The 15,741-nt window shown below is 68.8% G+C and carries 13 protein-coding genes; 5 read left to right on the top strand and 8 right to left on the bottom strand.

All coding sequences use genetic code 11. The annotated features are described in order from the left end of the window. Nucleotides 1–125: 125 nt before the first annotated feature. From AC07VM_RS00885 to AC07VM_RS00875, 3 genes are all read right to left on the bottom strand, one after another. On the bottom strand, nucleotides 126–1,034 hold the full coding sequence (locus tag AC07VM_RS00885; RefSeq protein WP_494909613.1) for a serine hydrolase: 909 nt from the start codon (nucleotides 1,032–1,034) through the stop codon (nucleotides 126–128). Then, nucleotides 1,031–2,419 (bottom strand): serine hydrolase domain-containing protein, encoded by a 1,389-nt coding sequence (locus AC07VM_RS00880; protein WP_494909612.1) that lies wholly within the window; start codon nucleotides 2,417–2,419, stop codon nucleotides 1,031–1,033. The genes AC07VM_RS00885 and AC07VM_RS00880 overlap by 4 nt, the downstream gene beginning before the upstream one ends. 142 nt (nucleotides 2,420–2,561) lie before the next feature. Beyond that, complete coding sequence (locus AC07VM_RS00875; protein WP_494909611.1) at nucleotides 2,562–4,046, bottom strand: amidohydrolase family protein; 1,485 nt, start codon at nucleotides 4,044–4,046, stop codon at nucleotides 2,562–2,564. A gap of 179 nt (nucleotides 4,047–4,225) precedes the next feature. Here AC07VM_RS00875 and AC07VM_RS00870 point away from each other — a divergent pair, with 179 nt between their 5' ends. From AC07VM_RS00870 to AC07VM_RS00855, 4 genes are all read left to right on the top strand, one after another. Next, complete coding sequence (locus AC07VM_RS00870; protein ID WP_494909610.1) at nucleotides 4,226–5,239, top strand: LacI family DNA-binding transcriptional regulator; 1,014 nt, start codon at nucleotides 4,226–4,228, stop codon at nucleotides 5,237–5,239. A gap of 202 nt (nucleotides 5,240–5,441) precedes the next feature. Further along, a complete protein-coding gene (gene mmsA, locus AC07VM_RS00865) occupies nucleotides 5,442–7,037 on the top strand; it encodes a multiple monosaccharide ABC transporter ATP-binding protein (protein WP_494909609.1) in 1,596 nt (531 codons plus the stop codon). Next, nucleotides 7,034–8,407 carry a multiple monosaccharide ABC transporter permease gene (mmsB, locus tag AC07VM_RS00860; protein WP_267415323.1) on the top strand — a complete coding sequence of 458 codons (1,374 nt, stop codon included), beginning with the start codon at nucleotides 7,034–7,036 and terminating at the stop codon, nucleotides 8,405–8,407. Before mmsA ends, mmsB begins: the two co-directional genes overlap by 4 nt. 59 nt (nucleotides 8,408–8,466) lie before the next feature. Then, nucleotides 8,467–9,585: a substrate-binding domain-containing protein gene (locus AC07VM_RS00855; protein WP_267415322.1), complete on the top strand. Its 1,119-nt coding sequence runs from the start codon at nucleotides 8,467–8,469 to the stop codon at nucleotides 9,583–9,585. Between the two features lie 67 nt (nucleotides 9,586–9,652). Here the strand turns inward: AC07VM_RS00855 and AC07VM_RS00850 are convergent, their stop codons facing one another. From AC07VM_RS00850 to AC07VM_RS00840, 3 genes are all read right to left on the bottom strand, one after another. Further along, entirely contained in the window at nucleotides 9,653–10,213 is a 561-nt protein-coding gene (locus AC07VM_RS00850) for a P-loop nucleotide/nucleoside kinase family protein (protein ID WP_494909608.1), read from the bottom strand. A 116-nt stretch (nucleotides 10,214–10,329) separates the two neighbouring features. Next, the gene (locus AC07VM_RS00845; protein WP_494909607.1) at nucleotides 10,330–11,691 is read right to left on the bottom strand and encodes an HNH endonuclease signature motif containing protein; all 1,362 of its coding nucleotides are present in this window, start codon (nucleotides 11,689–11,691) and stop codon (nucleotides 10,330–10,332) included. A gap of 111 nt (nucleotides 11,692–11,802) precedes the next feature. Beyond that, on the bottom strand, nucleotides 11,803–12,744 hold the full coding sequence (locus tag AC07VM_RS00840) for a spermidine synthase (RefSeq protein ID WP_494909606.1): 942 nt from the start codon (nucleotides 12,742–12,744) through the stop codon (nucleotides 11,803–11,805). Nucleotides 12,745–12,816: 72 nt separating this feature from the next. On the opposite strand from AC07VM_RS00840, the gene AC07VM_RS00835 reads away from it, so the two are divergent. Then, nucleotides 12,817–14,640 carry an ABC-F family ATP-binding cassette domain-containing protein gene (locus AC07VM_RS00835; protein WP_494909605.1) on the top strand — a complete coding sequence of 608 codons (1,824 nt, stop codon included), beginning with the start codon at nucleotides 12,817–12,819 and terminating at the stop codon, nucleotides 14,638–14,640. Here AC07VM_RS00835 and AC07VM_RS00830 read toward each other — a convergent pair. Both AC07VM_RS00830 and AC07VM_RS00825 read right to left on the bottom strand, forming a co-directional pair. After that, nucleotides 14,621–15,247 carry a dihydrofolate reductase family protein gene (locus AC07VM_RS00830; RefSeq protein WP_267415317.1) on the bottom strand — a complete coding sequence of 209 codons (627 nt, stop codon included), beginning with the start codon at nucleotides 15,245–15,247 and terminating at the stop codon, nucleotides 14,621–14,623. The genes AC07VM_RS00835 and AC07VM_RS00830 overlap by 20 nt on opposite strands. Further along, nucleotides 15,247–15,741 (bottom strand): SRPBCC family protein, encoded by a 495-nt coding sequence (locus tag AC07VM_RS00825; protein ID WP_494909604.1) that lies wholly within the window; start codon nucleotides 15,739–15,741, stop codon nucleotides 15,247–15,249. Before AC07VM_RS00825 ends, AC07VM_RS00830 begins: the two co-directional genes overlap by 1 nt.

Below are 15,741 nucleotides of genomic sequence, written 5' to 3'. Positions count from 1 at the left end.
TGGATGGTGCAGTGTTCGGGATCGTGCAGTGTTCGGGATGGTGCAGTGTTCGGGATGGTGCAGGTGGGTCGTGCAGTGGTGGTTCGTGCAGCAAGTGGATCGTGCAGGGGCGAGACGGGTGCGGGTCAGCCGGCGCGCAGGTGTTCGACGGCGGCGAAGCCCGCATGACCGATCGAGGCGTCGACGAGCGGCTGCCGTTCGGCCAGCGACGCGGCGCGGGTGAAGACGGCCACGGCGTACCGGCGGCCGTCCGGATAGGTCACGACCCCGGCCTCGTTGCGCCAGGTGGGCAGCGTGCCGGTCTTCGCCGCGATGCGCACACCGGAGGGGAAGCCGGAGCTCAGCCGGTGCGGCCAGATCTGCTGCGCCATGATGTCGCGTGCCTGGCGGCAGGCCTCGGCCGGTGCCGCCGTGTCGGTCCACAGGGCGTTCAGCAGCGTCGTGACATCACGCGGGGTGGAGTGCGAGGTCTTGACCGGATGCACCGCGTCGAGGGCGAGGATCTGCGCGGCGCTCGCCCCCTCGAACAGCTCGTCGAGATCGCTGTCGGGTGTGCCGCCGAGATCGGAGACAACCGAGGCGAACAGGTCTTCGCAGCACCCCACGAGCCGCGTCTGCCGCAGCCCCAGGTCGCTGATGACCCGGTTCACGGCAGTGCTCCCGAGCCGGTGGTATACGACGTCGGTCGCGGCGTTGTCGCTCATGGTCATCATGTTCTGCGCGAGGTCGCGCCAGCTGGCCTCGACGTCGTCCGAGAACCCGGCGGTGCCCACGCCGCCGATGCGGTAGCGCGCGGTCACGGTGGTCCGCTCGGTCGGGTCGAGTTCACCGGCGGCGACGGCGCGCACGTAGGCCGTGAGCACGAGGATCTTGAACACCGAGGCGAGCACCACGGGCTCGTCGGCGCCGACGCTCACCTCCGCTCCGCCGTCCACGCCGACCTCCCGCGCGTGCAGGAAGCCCTCGGCGCCGGCCGCCGTGAAGATCTCCGCGATGGTCACCGCGGTGTCCTGCGGGAGCGCCGCGGTGGTCACGCGCCCACCCGGCGGTCGGCGCGGCCGGTGTGCAGGTACAGGGCGCGTCCGCTGCCGTCGTCGCCCACGAACGCGTGCGGCATGTGCATGCCGTGCTGCCGCTCGCGGGGGAGCAGGGTGTCGCCCGACCAGCCGACCAGCTCGACGGGCTCGGGGGCGGGTCCGAGCTCGGCGAAGATGCCCTTCATGGTGCGCTCGAGCCAGATGCGGCCGTCGTCATCCACCCGCACGGTCGAATCCGACACGGAGGAGGAGTAGGTGCCGAGGATCCGCTCGACGTCGACCGCGACCGGCGTCTCGGGGAGCGCGGGCAGTGCGGGCATCGTCACGTCGGCGAGGGCCTTCAGCACCTTCGACGTGATCGCCTGGAAGGCGTCGACGGTCTGTCCGCCGTTCGTCAGCACCGCGACGGCGACGCCCGCCGACGGCACCATGCGCAGGAACGCGTTCTGGCCGATCGTGCCGCCGTCGTGGCCGATCACGGGGCCGCCGTCCCAGTCGAAGATCTCCCATCCGAGGCCCCAGGCGTCGCCCATGACTCCGAGCTCGGGCAGCTCGACCTGTCGCTCCTGCATCGCGCGGACGCTCTGCTCGGAGAGCACCCTCGTCCCGTCGGCGGCGACCCCGCCGTCCAGGTGCATGCGCCCGTAGGTGACCAGGTCGCGGGCGGTCATCGCGAGCATCGAGCCGGCCGGGACGTTGGAGCGCACGAGACTCCACACCGGAGCGGGCACGGGCTCGTCACCGCTCTCCGCCGGGATGTGCCCGAGCGCGGCGCGGAACATGATCGCCTCGGATGCCGAGGTGGCGACGTGCGTCAGCCCGAGCGGGGTGGCCAGGTAGGTGCGCAGCGCCTGGTCGTACGACATGCCGCGCAGCACCTCGACGATGCGGCCGAGCACCACGAACGCGGCGTTGTTGTACGAGAAGCGCTCGCCGGGGGTGAAGAGCTGCGGGGCGTCGGCGATCGTCGCGAGGTACTTCTCCACCGCGTCGTCGCCGACCCCGGTGTCGTTGAACAGGTCGCCCTCGAACCCGCTGACGTGGCTCAGCAGCTGCCGGGCGGTGATCGTGCTCGCTGCCGCGTCGTCGCCGATCGCGAAGGCGGGGACGGTGTCGCGCACCGGGGCGTCGATGTCGAGCAGCCCCTCGTCGACGAGCTGCATGATGAGCGTCGCGGTCCAGGTCTTCGTGATGGAGCCGATCTGGAAGACCGAGTCCTCATCGGCCTCGACGCCTGTGTTGCGGTTCAGGATGCCGGCGGCGGTGGTGAAGATCTCGCCGTCGGCCAGGATCGCGACGGATGCCGCGGGGATGTGCGCGTCGGCCAGCATCGCGGGAAGGCTCTCCCGCACCCAGTTGCCGATTTCGTTCAGGTCGGACACGTGCGCTCCTCTTCGTCGAGTGGGCCGTCGTCGTTCGGGGCGACGGCGATGGGCCGAGACTATTCGCGTGCTCGGCCGGCCCGTTGGTGCCGGGCGACGAGACTTGTGCGGACCTTGGTTCGCGCCGACGAAGGATCCCTGCTCAGGCGTCTCCGCGCACGGGGCGCCCCGGAAGGGCGTCGGCGATGATCTCTCCGGCCCGCACGACCGGCGTGCCGTTCACGTAGAGCGCGCGGATGCCCTGCGACGGGCGGGTCGGGTCGGCGTAGGTCGCGCGATCGGTCAGGGTCGTGGGGTCGATCACGACGATGTCGGCGTCGGCTCCGATCCCCAGGTGCCCCTTGGTCCGCATGCCGGAGGCGACCTCGTCGAGCACGCGCGCGGGCAGATGGGAGCAGCGGCGGAAGGCCTCCAGCCAGCTCCAGGTCCCGCTCTCCAGGACCATCAGGCGCAGCGACTTCGTGAACGTGCCGGCGGTGCGGGGATGCGTATGTCCGCCCGCCGGGAGCGGCCATTCGCGCTGCTCGTGGATCGCCCGGCCGTCGGCTCCGGTCCACGAGATCGGCATCGCGTCGCTCGCGACGATCGAGTCCGGATAGGCGAGCGCACGGTGCAGGTGCGCCCGGTCGAAGGGGTCGGCCTCGTCGAGGAACGTCACGATGCAGGTGGCGCCGGGGTCGGTCGCGCGCACCTCGCGCAGCCGGGCCTCGTCGGCGATGCGCTCGCCGGTCTCGACCAGCACGAGGGAGGAGGGGGTGATGCCGAGGCCCGCGAGCTTCTCGGGTGCGAGGAAGAACGCCCCGATCGCCGTGCTCCCGGCGCCGTACGGGTACGCCTCGACGGTGACGCGGGAGCCGGCGGCGCGGCTGCGGTCGAGCAGGGCCAGCACGCGGTCGACGTGACGCAGCGAGGTGCTGTTCACGTGGCAGTGGTGCATCGCCGCCCCCGTCTCGGCGGCGGCGCGGACGAGCTCCTCCGAGCCGTCGATCGGGGTGCGCGGATCGGCCTCGATCAGCTCGCGCACGTGGGTGAAGGTCGGAGCGTGCGCGGCGGCCGCGAGGCGCGCGAGATCCAGGTACTCGTCCGGGTCGGAGCGCGGCGCGTAGCCCATGAGCACGCCGATGCCGAGGGCGCCGGCTCCGAGTTCGTCCTCCAGCAGCCCCAGCCAGCGGCGGCGTTCGACGGGGGAGGAGGAGCGCTGCCAGTCGGGCGTGCCGAGCAGGTCCATCGACGCGGTGAAGTCGGCGACGGGCACGCGCTCGAGGTGCGCGTATGCCCGCGCCTGCGACCAGGACGCCGAGAAGCCGTAGTTCAGGGGGCGCCCGTCAGCGGCGGCTCGGGCGAACGCCTCCGCGATGGGCATCAGGCCCGCCTCCAGATCGAGCGCCGTGGTGACGCCGTCCATCGCCTGCAGTCGCTGTCCCGCGATCGAATGGACGTGACTGTGCAGGTCGACGAACCCCGGGCCGACGATGAGGCCCGCCGCGTCGACGACGTCCGCACCCGTCGGGGCCGCGAGTCCGTCACCGATCGCGGCGACGCGTCCGTCCGCGATCAGGAGGTCGGCGACCCGGTCGGTTTCCGTCTTCGGGTCGATGACGCGCCCGCCGCGCAGCAGAGTGTCCACGTCGCCACCCTGCCATGCTGAAGGGGGCCGTTCCGGTGCGGCTCGACGAAACCGTGGCGTCGATCCGGTGCCCGCGGACAACCCGTCACGCCCGGAAGCGGCCGTGCGAGGTGCACGCACGCGCCCGGACAGACATAATGTATCTACGATGTGACCGTGCACACGCAAGGAGGCAAGTGATGTCCACCGCCTCCGAGCGTGCGCGGTTGCCGAGTATCCGCGACGTCGCTCGACTCGCCGGTGTGTCCCATCAGACCGTGTCTCGGGTGCTCAACGATCATCCGAGCATCCGTCCGGAGACCAAGGCCAAAGTCCTCGACGCCATCGCGGTGCTCGACTACCGTCCGAACCTGGCCGCCCGCGCGCTGGTGACCAGCAAGTCGAACATGCTGGGGATCCTCTCCGCGACGATCGGGGAGTTCGGCCCGACTTCGTCTATCGCCGGCATCGAGGACGCGGCGCGCGAGGAGGGGTATTCGGTCTCGACCCTGAACCTCGCGGACACCACTCCGGAGGCGATCGGCAATGCGGTGCGCCAGCTCTCCCGGGAGCAGGTCGACGGCATCGTCGTGCTCGCCCCGCAGGTGCGCGTGTTCCATGTCCTGCGCGGCATGTCCGTCGCCATGCCCTTCGTCACGCTGCAGACGGCGTCGGGGTCGGACGGCGTGAGCCTGTCCGCCGACCAGGTGGCCGGCGCGCGAGCCGCCACGGAGCACCTGATCTCGCTCGGCCACAGCGACATCCTGCACCTCGCCGGGCCGCAGGACTGGATCGAGGCGGAGTCGCGGATGCGCGGCTATCTCGACGGCCTGCGCGAGGCGGATCTGCCCACGTTCCCGCCGATCCGCGGCGACTGGACCGCGGATTTCGGCTACTTCGCCGGCAAGGAGCTCGCGCTGCGTCGGGACTTCACGGCCGTGTTCGCCGCGAACGACCTGATGGCGATCGGACTGCTGCACGGCTTCCGGGATTCCGGCCTGCGCGTGCCGCACGACGTGAGCGTGATCGGGTTCGACGACATCCCGGTCGCGGCCCACGTGGCGCCCACCCTCAGCACCGTGCACCAGGACTTCCCGGAACTCGGACGGCGTGCGGTCCGCATCCTCCTCGCGCAGATCCGTGGGGAGCAGATGCCGGAGTTCGGCCCCCTGAAGACGATTCTGCGCGCCCGCGAGTCGGCCGCAGCCCGCTGAGACGGCGGCGGACGGGACCGGGCGAATGCCCGGTGACCGGCGCGCGACCGGCGCGCGACCCGCGCGCGACCGTCGCGCGACGGCCCGAGATCGGGCTCGCCCGCCCGTCGCATCACGGTAGCGACACGAAATCCGCCCCCGGACTTGACAGCGGTTCGTCGTGAGTGGACGATGTAATCCAATGTGAACGGTCACATCGAAGGTGACCGCACGTCGCGAGGAAAGATCCGTGAGCACCACAGCAACGTTGCCTACCGTGTCAGGCCCGATCCTGGAGATGCGCAGCATCACCAAGGAGTTCCCGGGTGTCAAGGCACTCGCCGACGTCTCCATCACCGTCCGCGCCGGCGAGATCCATGCGATCTGCGGCGAGAACGGTGCCGGGAAGTCGACGCTGATGAAGGTCCTGTCCGGGGTGTACCCGTACGGGACCTACGACGGGGAGATCCTGCTCTACGGCGAGGAGCAGCGCTTCCGAGACATCGCCGCCAGCGAGCAGGCCGGGATCGCGATCATCCACCAGGAGCTCGCGCTGATCCCGGAGCTCTCGGTCACCGAGAACATCTTCCTCGGCAACGAGATCCAGCACCTCGGCCGCATCGACTGGCAGGCGCAGAAGGAGCGGACGATCGAGCTGCTCGCCCGGGTCGGTCTGAGCGAGGACCCCGACGTGCAGATCAAGACGCTCGGCGTCGGCAAGCAGCAGCTGATCGAGATCGCGAAGGCGCTCAACAAGGAGGTCAAGCTCCTCATCCTCGACGAGCCGACCGCCGCGCTCAACGAGAACGACTCGCAGCACCTGCTCGACCTGATCCTCGGCCTCAAGGCCAAGGGCATCGCGTCGATCATGATCAGCCACAAGCTCAACGAGATCGAGCAGATCGCCGACGAGATCACCATCATCCGCGACGGCCGCACGGTCGAGACGCTCGACATCTCCCGCGGCGAGATCAACGAGGACCGCATCATCCGCGGCATGGTCGGCCGCTCGCTGGAGAGCCGGTACCCCGACCGCACGCCCGAGATCGGCGAGGTGTTCTTCGAGGTCAAGGACTGGTGGGTGCAGCACCCGACCGTCTCGGAGCGCATGGTCGTCAAGGGATCGAACCTCAATGTCCGTCGCGGCGAGGTGGTCGGCATCGCGGGCCTCATGGGCGCGGGTCGCACCGAGTTCGCGATGAGCATCTTCGGCCGCTCCTACGGCACCTTCCTCTCCGGCACCCTGATCAAGGACGGCGAGGAGGTCGTGCTGCACGACGTGGCCTCGGCCATCAAGCACGGTCTCGCCTACGTGAGCGAGGACCGCAAGGTGCTCGGGCTCAACCTCCTCGACACCATCAAGCGCTCGATCGTCGCCGCCAAGCTCTCCAAGATCGCCAAGCGCGGCGTCGTGGACGCCCGCGCCGAGTTCGCGGTGGCGGAGGAGTACCGCAAGGTGCTCCGCATCAAGACCCCCTCGGTGGAGGAGGGCGTCGGCAAGCTCTCCGGCGGCAACCAGCAGAAGGTCGTGCTGGCGAAGTGGATGTTCACCGACCCCGACCTGCTGATCCTCGACGAGCCCACCCGCGGCATCGACGTGGGAGCGAAGTACGAGATCTACGCGATCATCAACCAGCTCGCCGCGCAGGGCAAGGGCGTCATCGTCATCTCCAGCGAGCTCCCCGAGCTCCTCGGCATCTCCGACCGCATCTACACCGTCTTCGAAGGTCGGGTCACCGACTGCATCCCGGCCGATCAGGCGACACCTGAGGACCTCATGCGCAGCATGACCTCCGCGACCCAGAAAGCATCCGCATGACCACCGACACCACCGCAACGAAGCGCGGCTTCCACTTCAAGGACATCACGAAGATGTTCGGCGGCGGGCAGTCGACCCTCCGCCAGTTCGGCATCCTCGGCAGCCTCGTCGTGATCCTCGTCGTCTTCCAGGTGCTGACCTGGATCTTCAAGGGCACCGGCCTCACGCTCTCCTCGGGCAACCTGATCAACGTCGTCAACCAGTACTCCTACATCCTGATCCTCGCGATCGGCATGGTGATGGTCATCATCATGGGGCACATCGACCTGTCGGTCGGCTCGGTCGCCGCGTTCACGGGCATCGTGGTCGCGAAGGCGATGGCGGACTGGAACCTCCCCTGGCCGCTCGGCGTCCTGCTCGGCCTCGGTGTCGGCGTGCTCGTGGGCGCCTGGCAGGGCTTCTGGGTCGCGTACGTCGGAGTACCCGCGTTCATCGTGACGCTGGCCGGCATGCTGTTCTTCCGCGGTGCGAACCAGTGGGTCGGCGACTCGCAGTCGATTCCGGTGCCGCAGGGCTTCAAGGTCATCGGCGCCGGGTATCTTCCGGAGTTGTCGTTCATCCCGGTGCCCTTCAACGTGCTCACCATGCTCCTCGCCCTCCTCGGCGTCGCCTGGATCGTGTTCTGGGAGATCCGCACCCGTCGCATCCAGCACAAGATGGGGGCCGACATGGCGCCGCTCTGGGTGAGCGTCACCAAGGTCGTGCTGATCTCCGTCGTGATCCTCGTCGCCGGCTGGCTGTTCGCGACCGGTCGTGAGGGCACGAGCTTCCCGATCTCGGGCATCATCCTGCTCGCCCTCGTCATCCTGTACTCGTTCATCACGAACAACACGGTCTTCGGTCGGCACATCTACGCGGTCGGTGGCAACCGCCAGGCCGCCCGCCTCTCGGGTGTGAAGGATCGCTGGGTCGACTTCTTCGTGATGATGAACATGTCGGTCCTCGCCTCGCTCGCCGGCATGATCTATGTCGCACGCGCCACCGCCTCCGGCCCTCAGGACGGCAACGGGTGGGAGCTCGACGCGATCGCCTCGGTGTTCATCGGTGGCGCGGCCGTCTCGGGCGGCATCGGCACCGTGATCGGCTCGATCATCGGTGGTCTCGTGATGGCGTTCCTGAACAACGGTCTGGCGCTGCTGGGTGCCGGTGCCGACGTGGTCTCGATGATCAAGGGTCTCGTGCTGCTCTTCGCCGTCGGCGTCGACGTCTGGAACAAGCAGCAGGGCCGCCCGTCGATCACCGGGTTCCTGACCCGTCGCTTCGGTCGCAAGCAGGACCCCGCGACCGACACCTTCGATCCGACGAAGACGAACTACCCCACCAGCCAGAAGTACGAAGCCCCCGCCGTCGACGAGACGCGCGGAAAGTAGGGGTCGAATCGCGTGCCGCACGCGTGACGAGACCTTCACACACCAGAGAAAGAGATCACATGAAGAAGATTCTTCTGTCGGCGACAGCGCTTGTCGTCGCGGGCGCCTTCGCCCTCACCGGCTGCTCCTCGGAGCGCGGCGGTGACACCGGATCCGGAGCGGGGGAGGAGACCGCCAAGGGCTTCGCCGCCGACGCCACGATCGGTGTCGCCCTTCCGGACAAGACCTCGGAGAACTGGGTCCTCGCCGGTCAGCTGTTCACGGACGGCCTGACCAAGGCCGGCTTCAAGCCGGACGTTCAGTACGCGCCCGCCAGCAACACGGTCGCCGAGCAGCAGAACCAGATCCAGGCGATGGTCACCGGTGGCGCCAAGGTCATCATCATCGGTGCCAAGGACGGCAAGCAGCTCGCGACGCAGGTCGAGGCAGCCCGCGACGCCGGCGTCACCGTCATCGCCTACGACCGTCTGATCGAGAACACGGAGGCCGTCGACTACTACGTCGCGTTCGACAACTTCAAGGTCGGTCAGCTGCAGGGCCAGGCTCTGCTCGACGGCCTCGCCGAGCGCGCGGGCCACGAGGCTCCGTACAACATCGAGCTGTTCTCGGGTTCTCCGGATGACGCGAACTCCGCCGTGTTCTTCAACGGTGCGATGGACGTGCTGCAGCCGAAGATCGACGACGGCACGCTGAAGGTCGTCTCCGGCCAGACCGAGATCGCCCAGACGGCGACCGAGGGCTGGAAGGCGGAGAACGCACAGCGCCGCATGGACTCGCTCCTCACGTCGACCTACAGCTCGGCGACGCTGGACGGCGTCCTGTCCCCGAACGACACGCTCGCTCGCGCCATCATCACCTCGGTGCAGGGCGCCGGCAAGGATGTCCCGGTCGTCACCGGTCAGGACTCCGAGGTCGAGTCGGTCAAGTCGATCATGGAGGGCATCCAGTACTCCACGATCAACAAGGACACCACGCTCCTCGTCGAGCAGTCCATCAAGATGGTCGGCCAGCTCCAGAAGGGCGAGAAGGTCGACGTCAACGACACCGAGCAGTACGACAACGGCGTGAAGGTCGTTCCGGCCTACCTGCTCGACCCGATCATCGTCACGAAGGAGAACGCGGCCGAGGCTTACGCCAACGTCCCGAGCCTCCTCGAGATCGTGAAGTCGTACCAGTAAGTCTCACGACACCGTCCACACGGACACACGAACCGTCCGGGCCTTCGGGTCCGGGCGGTTCGTCGTGTCACGGATGAGGGGTGGTCGCGAGCGCCGCGAGCTCTTCGTGGGGCATCGCCGCGGTGATGAGGAGGGGCGGATCGGCGAGGTCCGACCACGCGGACAGTTGCCGCTCCATCCGCTCCAGCTCGGCGACGCCGCCGGCGTCCGTGAGCAGGGCGAGGATCCCGCGCTCCACGGAGTGGGCGGGATCCTGTCGTGCCCGCGCCTGGACGCGGCGCCAGCACTCGGCGACGTCCTCGCGGAGCAGCGTGCGTCGTATCCTTCCGCCGCTCGCCAGGACCGCGTCCTCGAACGCGGAGGCCTCCGCGGGGATGAAGAAGAGCTGTGGGAAGATCACGTTCCCTCCGGAGATGATCTGCTCTCTGAGGACGGCCAGGGCGAGCGGCTGGACCTCCGCACCGGCCTGAACGAAGTCCACAGACGCCGTACCCAGGAGTCCGCGCAACAGGTCGACGTCGAGATTGAGCCATCCGCGCCGGGCGTTGACGAAGTTCCGTGCGTAGGTGGACTTGCCGGATCCGGGGAGGCCGTTGACGAAGATGCAGCAGCCGCCTTCCGTCCTCACCGGAGCTCCGGCCTCTGCTGTGTGGTCGTGGTCCATCGATTCCCCCCGGCTCACACCCTATTCGCCGTCTGCCGGTGATTCCGCAACCCGGATGATGCGCCGACTCCAGGCGCAGCTCAGAACGGAACGGGCATCTCGTCGGCGCTCGTGAAGGTCACCGTGTGCTGCGGTGGCGGGCGGTCGATGTACGCGCGACCCGTCGGACTCGTCCACGCCAGCATCCCGCCCGGGCGCTGTTCGACGTGCCAGGGGGAGTGGTGCTTGAGCATGTGATGTCGTCGACAGAACGCGGAGAGGTTCCCATCCGCGGTGGCACCGCCTGCCGATGCCGCATGATTGTGGTCGAGGTCGCACTTCCGCGCCGCGATCCCGCATCCGGGGAACCGGCAGCGCTGGTCTCGCGCGCGGAGGTGCCGTCGCAGCTGCTCACCCGGACGGTAGCGGTCTACCGCGAGCAGTCCGCCCGAGATCGGATGCGTCAGCACGCGGTCCCAGCCCGTCGCCGAGCCAGCGAGCGTCCGAGCGGTCGCCGAATCGATCGGTGTCACACCGTCGAGCTCGGCAGGAGGAGACGTCGGCGAGGAGCCATCGTCCATCAGGGTGAGCACCGGCACCGTGACCTCGACCCTGGCGCGGATCTCGCTCAGCAGTCCGTCCGTCGTGTCATGCCCCACAGGGGTTCCGGTGAGCACGAGATCGGCGAGCAGGTCGGCGCGCAGCTGGTCGATCGTCCGCTCATCCACGGGAGGCTGTGCGGTGCCGGCAGCGGCGCGGGGATCAGCACCGGGATCGGCACCGGGATCGGCGCCGGCATGCTTCGCCGCCCTGCCGTTCTCCTCCTTCACCGCATGCGCCATCTGCGACAGACGGTCGAGCATCCCGTGCAGGAGGACGGCGGGTCCCCGCGCTCCGAGCTCGGCCATCCCGTCGTCGAGGTCTTTCACCCACACCCGCCGCTGGGCGCGCGCATCGAGATGCCGCTCGGTGACGCTGCGTTCCTGGAACCGTTCGGCAAGCCGCCGTGCGATCCGGCGCAGACGATTCGGAGACTCCGTCGCGGCGAGCTCCACCACTTCCGCGGCATACGCGGCGCGATCCTCGGCATCGTCGAGATGCGCTCCCGCGTCGACGATCACCCGCGAATGCGCCGCGCTGATACGTCCTTCGCCCTGCGCCTCCCACACCGTCGGGAACCGCTCGACCAGCCAGGAAGCCTCGGCCATCCTCCGCTCGATCGTGCGGTCGCTCACATGCTGCGCCGCACCGATCTCGGCGGCGACCGTGCGGATCGCCATGTCGCCATGGTCGGGATGCGCGGCCTCACGAGCGATGTCGACCGCGAGGCGCCCGGCCATCGCGAGCATGCCGTCGCGGGCCGCCTGCATGCTGCTCAACGTCGATTCCGCCGCCTCGAGCGACGCCACCAGATCGGCGAGCATCGCCATCTGGGAATCCGTCGCGTCGAGCAGTGCTGTCATGACCTCAGTCCATCACGGACCACCGACATTCGAAACTATGTTCACCGGGATGCCGGCATCCGATCGACACCGGCCCACCGATCCGCGGGGAGGGGTTCCGCGAGCTGAGCGCTAGTTCCAGATCGGGTCGTCGGGGTCGGGGGAGTCGGTGCCGTCGGCGTCGGTCATGATGCGCGCCTCGCCGATCCACGACCGCAGCGAATCGCCGTGGAGCATGTGGGGCTGCGGTGTGCCGAGGAGCTCCGGGGTCGTCACGACGGGCAGCGGCTCGTCGCTCGCGAAGATGACGACGTTGCCGAGGGGTCCTTCGTCATCGTTCGGCTCGGCGTCGAGAACGACGGCGAGGTGATCGAACACGGTGCTCAGGGTGGCCGCCTGCCGCCGTGAGTACTCGAACGGATGCCCGTCGAGCAGGTTCACCGCCACGACGCCGCCTGCTGCCGAGCGCGCGGCGACGCGGCGGTAGAACTCCTGGCTGGCGACGCGATGCCGGATGACGGCGGCGTCCCAGAGATCGACGACGGTGAAGCGCGCGTCCACCCAGTCGGTGTCGACCGCGGTCCGACCGGTGGCTGCGACGCCGAGCGCGGGGGACGGGGAGGACGGCAGGGACGATCGCTCCTCACCCGGAAGGTCCTCGCCCGGAAGCTCCGCGTCCGCCACCGCTCGTGCATCGCCGAAGATGACCCGCAGATCCGTGCCGGCGGGCAGCGGCAGCGCGGCGATCACCGCTTCGTAGAGAGCGGGTTCGAACTCGACGACGAGTTGAGGCGATCCGGTGCGCGTGGCCTCGACATAGCGTGCCAGCGTGAGGGCTCCGGCGCCCAGATGCACGGTGAACAGCGGCGCACCGGGCTCCGCCACGGCATCCATCGCCCGGGCGATGTGCTGGATGTACGCGTATTCGAGGTCGGTGGGCTCCGTCATGGAGACGACGGACTGCGGAATCCCGTCGACGCTGAGCTCGTAGCGACCGGGTCGCCGTTTCGACTGCATCAGCTTCGCCCTGCGGTCATCGAGCATGAGCGAGAACACCCGGCGATTCCTTGGCACCAGTCGATCTTAGGTCGGGTGGAGCCGAGGACGGCCGTGGCGCCCACCGCGCGCGGCTACCCTGGAGGGAACATGGCACATCTTCTCGGGGCTGAAGCCCTGCACCTCGAATACCCGACCAGAGTCGTCTTCGACTCCGTGACCCTCGGCATCGAGGAGGGCGATCGCATCGGCATCGTCGGCCGCAACGGCGACGGCAAGTCCAGCCTCCTCGGGATGCTGGCCGGCATCAAGGAGCCGAACTCCGGACGCGTCACGGTGCGCGGCGGCACCCGCATCGGCGTGCTCGACCAGGCCGACAACCTGCCGGACGACCTGACGATCAGCGCCGCCGTCGTCGGCGACACCCCGGAGTACGAGTGGGCGGGCGATGCGCGCATCCGCGACGTCATCGAAGGACTGCTCACCGATCTGCCCTGGGACGCCGAGATCGGCTCCCTCAGCGGTGGTCAGCGGCGCCGCGTCTCGCTCGCGAAGCTGCTCACCGGCGACTGGGACGTGATCGCGCTCGACGAGCCCACCAACCACCTCGACGTCGAGGCCATCACCTGGCTCGCGGGACACCTCAAGAAGCGCTGGTCCCCGAACTCGGGCGCCCTCATGGTCGTGACCCACGACCGGTGGTTCCTCGACGAGATCAGCACCGAGACCTGGGAGGTGCACGACCGCATCGTCGAGCCCTTCGAGGGCGGCTACGCGGCGTACATCCTGCAGCGCGTCGAGCGCGACCGGATGGCGGCCGCGACCGAGGCGAAGCGCCAGAACCTCGCGAAGAAGGAGCTCGCCTGGCTCCGCCGCGGCGCCCCCGCCCGCACGGCCAAGCCGAAGTTCCGCATCGACGCCGCGAACGAGCTCATCGCCGACGTGCCCGAGATCCGCGACAAGGTCTCCCTGCAGTCGCTCGCCGTCTCGCGCCTCGGCAAGGACGTGGTCGACCTGCTCGACGTCGGAGTGACCTACCCGACGGCGGACGGCGGCGAGAAGGTCGTGCTGCGCGACATCGAGTGGCGCATCGCACCGGGGGAGCGCACCGGCATCCTCGGCGTGAACGGTGCCGGCAAGTCCACCCTGCTCGGTCTCATCTCCGGCACCGTGGAGCCGACTGTCGGCCGGGTCAAGCGCGGCACCACAGTGAAGGTGCAGACCCTCACGCAGCGGCTCGACGAGCTCACCCAGCACTGGAACGACCCGGTGCGCGTGATCATCTCCGGGCTGCGCACCTCGTACACGATGGGGGCCGGCTCCAAGGCGCAGGACCTCACGCCGGGACAGCTGCTCGAACGGCTCGGGTTCGACTCCGCGCAGCTCTCGACGCCCGTGAAGGACCTCTCGGGCGGTCAGCAGCGACGGTTGCAGCTGCTCCTCGTGCTGCTCGACCAGCCGAACGTGCTGATCCTCGACGAGCCGACCAACGACCTCGACACCGACATGCTCGCCGCGATCGAAGACCTGCTCGACTCCTGGTCCGGCACGCTCCTGGTGGTCAGCCACGACCGGTACTTCCTGGAGCGCGTCACCGATCAGCAGTACGCGATCCTCGACGGTCATCTGCGGCACCTGCCCGGTGGCGTCGACGAGTACCTGCGACTGCGGCACCTGCAGTCCTCGACCGGTTCGAAGCAGACCGCGACGGCCGCGGCGACGGCGACCGCGGCGGCGACCGCCAAGGGACTCGACGGTGCCGCCCTGCGCACGGCGCAGAAGGAGGTGTCTGCCCTCGAACGGCGCATCCAGAAGCTCACGCAGCAGGTGAACACCGCGAAGACGGCACTGGCCGATCACGACCAGTCCGACTACGCGGGCCTCGGCGATCGCATGAAGAAGATCAGCGATCAGCAGGCCGAGATCGAGGAGCTGGAGCTGCGCTGGTTCGAACTCACCGAGGAGATCGGCTGACCCTATAGCGAAGGTGCGTGGTGTTCGGCGAAGGCTCCGCGCTCTTCAGCTCCAGCGCCACCCGTTCCGCATCCACGCCGTCGAAGAGGCGGATGCCGCTGCCGAACAGCACGGGCGAGACGGCGACATGGAACTCGTCCACCAGGCCGGCGTCGAGACACTGCACGATCGTCGCGGCGCCGCCCGCGATACGCACGTCGCGCGCGCCCGCGGCTGCCCGCGCGCGTTCCACTGCCGATTCGATGCCGTCGTTCACGAAGTGGAACGTGGTTCCCCCCTGTCGCTCCCATGGAGCGCGCTCCTCGTGCGTCACGACGAAGACCGGAGTGTGGAACGGGGGATCGTCCGGCCAGGCGTGCTCGCCGGCGTCGAACATGCGCTTGCCCATCACGCTCGCGCCGGTGCGCTCGAAGGTCTCGCGCACGATGTCGTTGTCGCGTCCTTCCTCCCCGCCGTCGCCGAGCTTCAGGTTCTCCCGGAAGTGCCGCTGCCGGAACACCCATTTCTGCAGCTCCATCCACTGCTTCCCCATCAGCTCGTCGGGGGAGTCGGGGGCGATGTAGCCGTCCAGCGACATCGAGACGCTGAAGAACACTGTGCCCGCCATCAGCCCCGGTGTCCTTTCCGCACGAGCTCGCCGACGTAGGCGGCGAGACTCGCCAGCGTCTGCCGTCCACCCTCGATCGCGCCGTGCTTCTCGATCGCCGCGTCACGCAGCTCCGGGATCGCGAAAACGGTGATCATCTCGATCCGGGTCGTCTCCCCGTCGGCCGTGAACGTGAGGATCGACTCGAATGCCTCGGGGTCGTCGCGATGCTCGCCGTGCCGCAGGGCGATCCGGGACGGAGGCTCGATCGCCGTCCACGCGATCCACTCGGGGTAGTCGGTGCCGTCGGGGCCGTGCATCACGAACACCCATTCGCTGCCGACACGGAACTCGAACGATCGCGTGGTGGTGGTGAAGCCGGTGGGCCCCCACCATTGCGAGAGGTGCCGCACCTCCGTGAACGCCTCGAACACCAGCTCTCGCGGAGCGTCGATCACCCTCGAGATCACGATCTCCCGGTCGGCGGTCGGTGTCTCTCCTCGTGCTTTCTGCAT

This window comes from Microbacterium sp. GW821-FHT01D02, assembly GCF_059422585.1.
This window is presented reverse-complemented; position numbering and strand designations above follow the sequence as displayed.

Coding starts and splice junctions, on each gene's coding strand:
- AC07VM_RS00825 (WP_494909604.1), bottom strand. CDS start 15,741: ATGCAGAAAGCACGAGGAGAGACACCGACCGCCGACCGGGAGATCGTG.
- AC07VM_RS00835 (WP_494909605.1), top strand. CDS start 12,817: ATGGCACATCTTCTCGGGGCTGAAGCCCTGCACCTCGAATACCCGACC.
- AC07VM_RS00855 (WP_267415322.1), top strand. CDS start 8,467: ATGAAGAAGATTCTTCTGTCGGCGACAGCGCTTGTCGTCGCGGGCGCC.
- AC07VM_RS00870 (WP_494909610.1), top strand. CDS start 4,226: ATGTCCACCGCCTCCGAGCGTGCGCGGTTGCCGAGTATCCGCGACGTC.
- mmsB (WP_267415323.1), top strand. CDS start 7,034: ATGACCACCGACACCACCGCAACGAAGCGCGGCTTCCACTTCAAGGAC.
- AC07VM_RS00845 (WP_494909607.1), bottom strand. CDS start 11,691: ATGACAGCACTGCTCGACGCGACGGATTCCCAGATGGCGATGCTCGCC.
- AC07VM_RS00830 (WP_267415317.1), bottom strand. CDS start 15,247: ATGGCGGGCACAGTGTTCTTCAGCGTCTCGATGTCGCTGGACGGCTAC.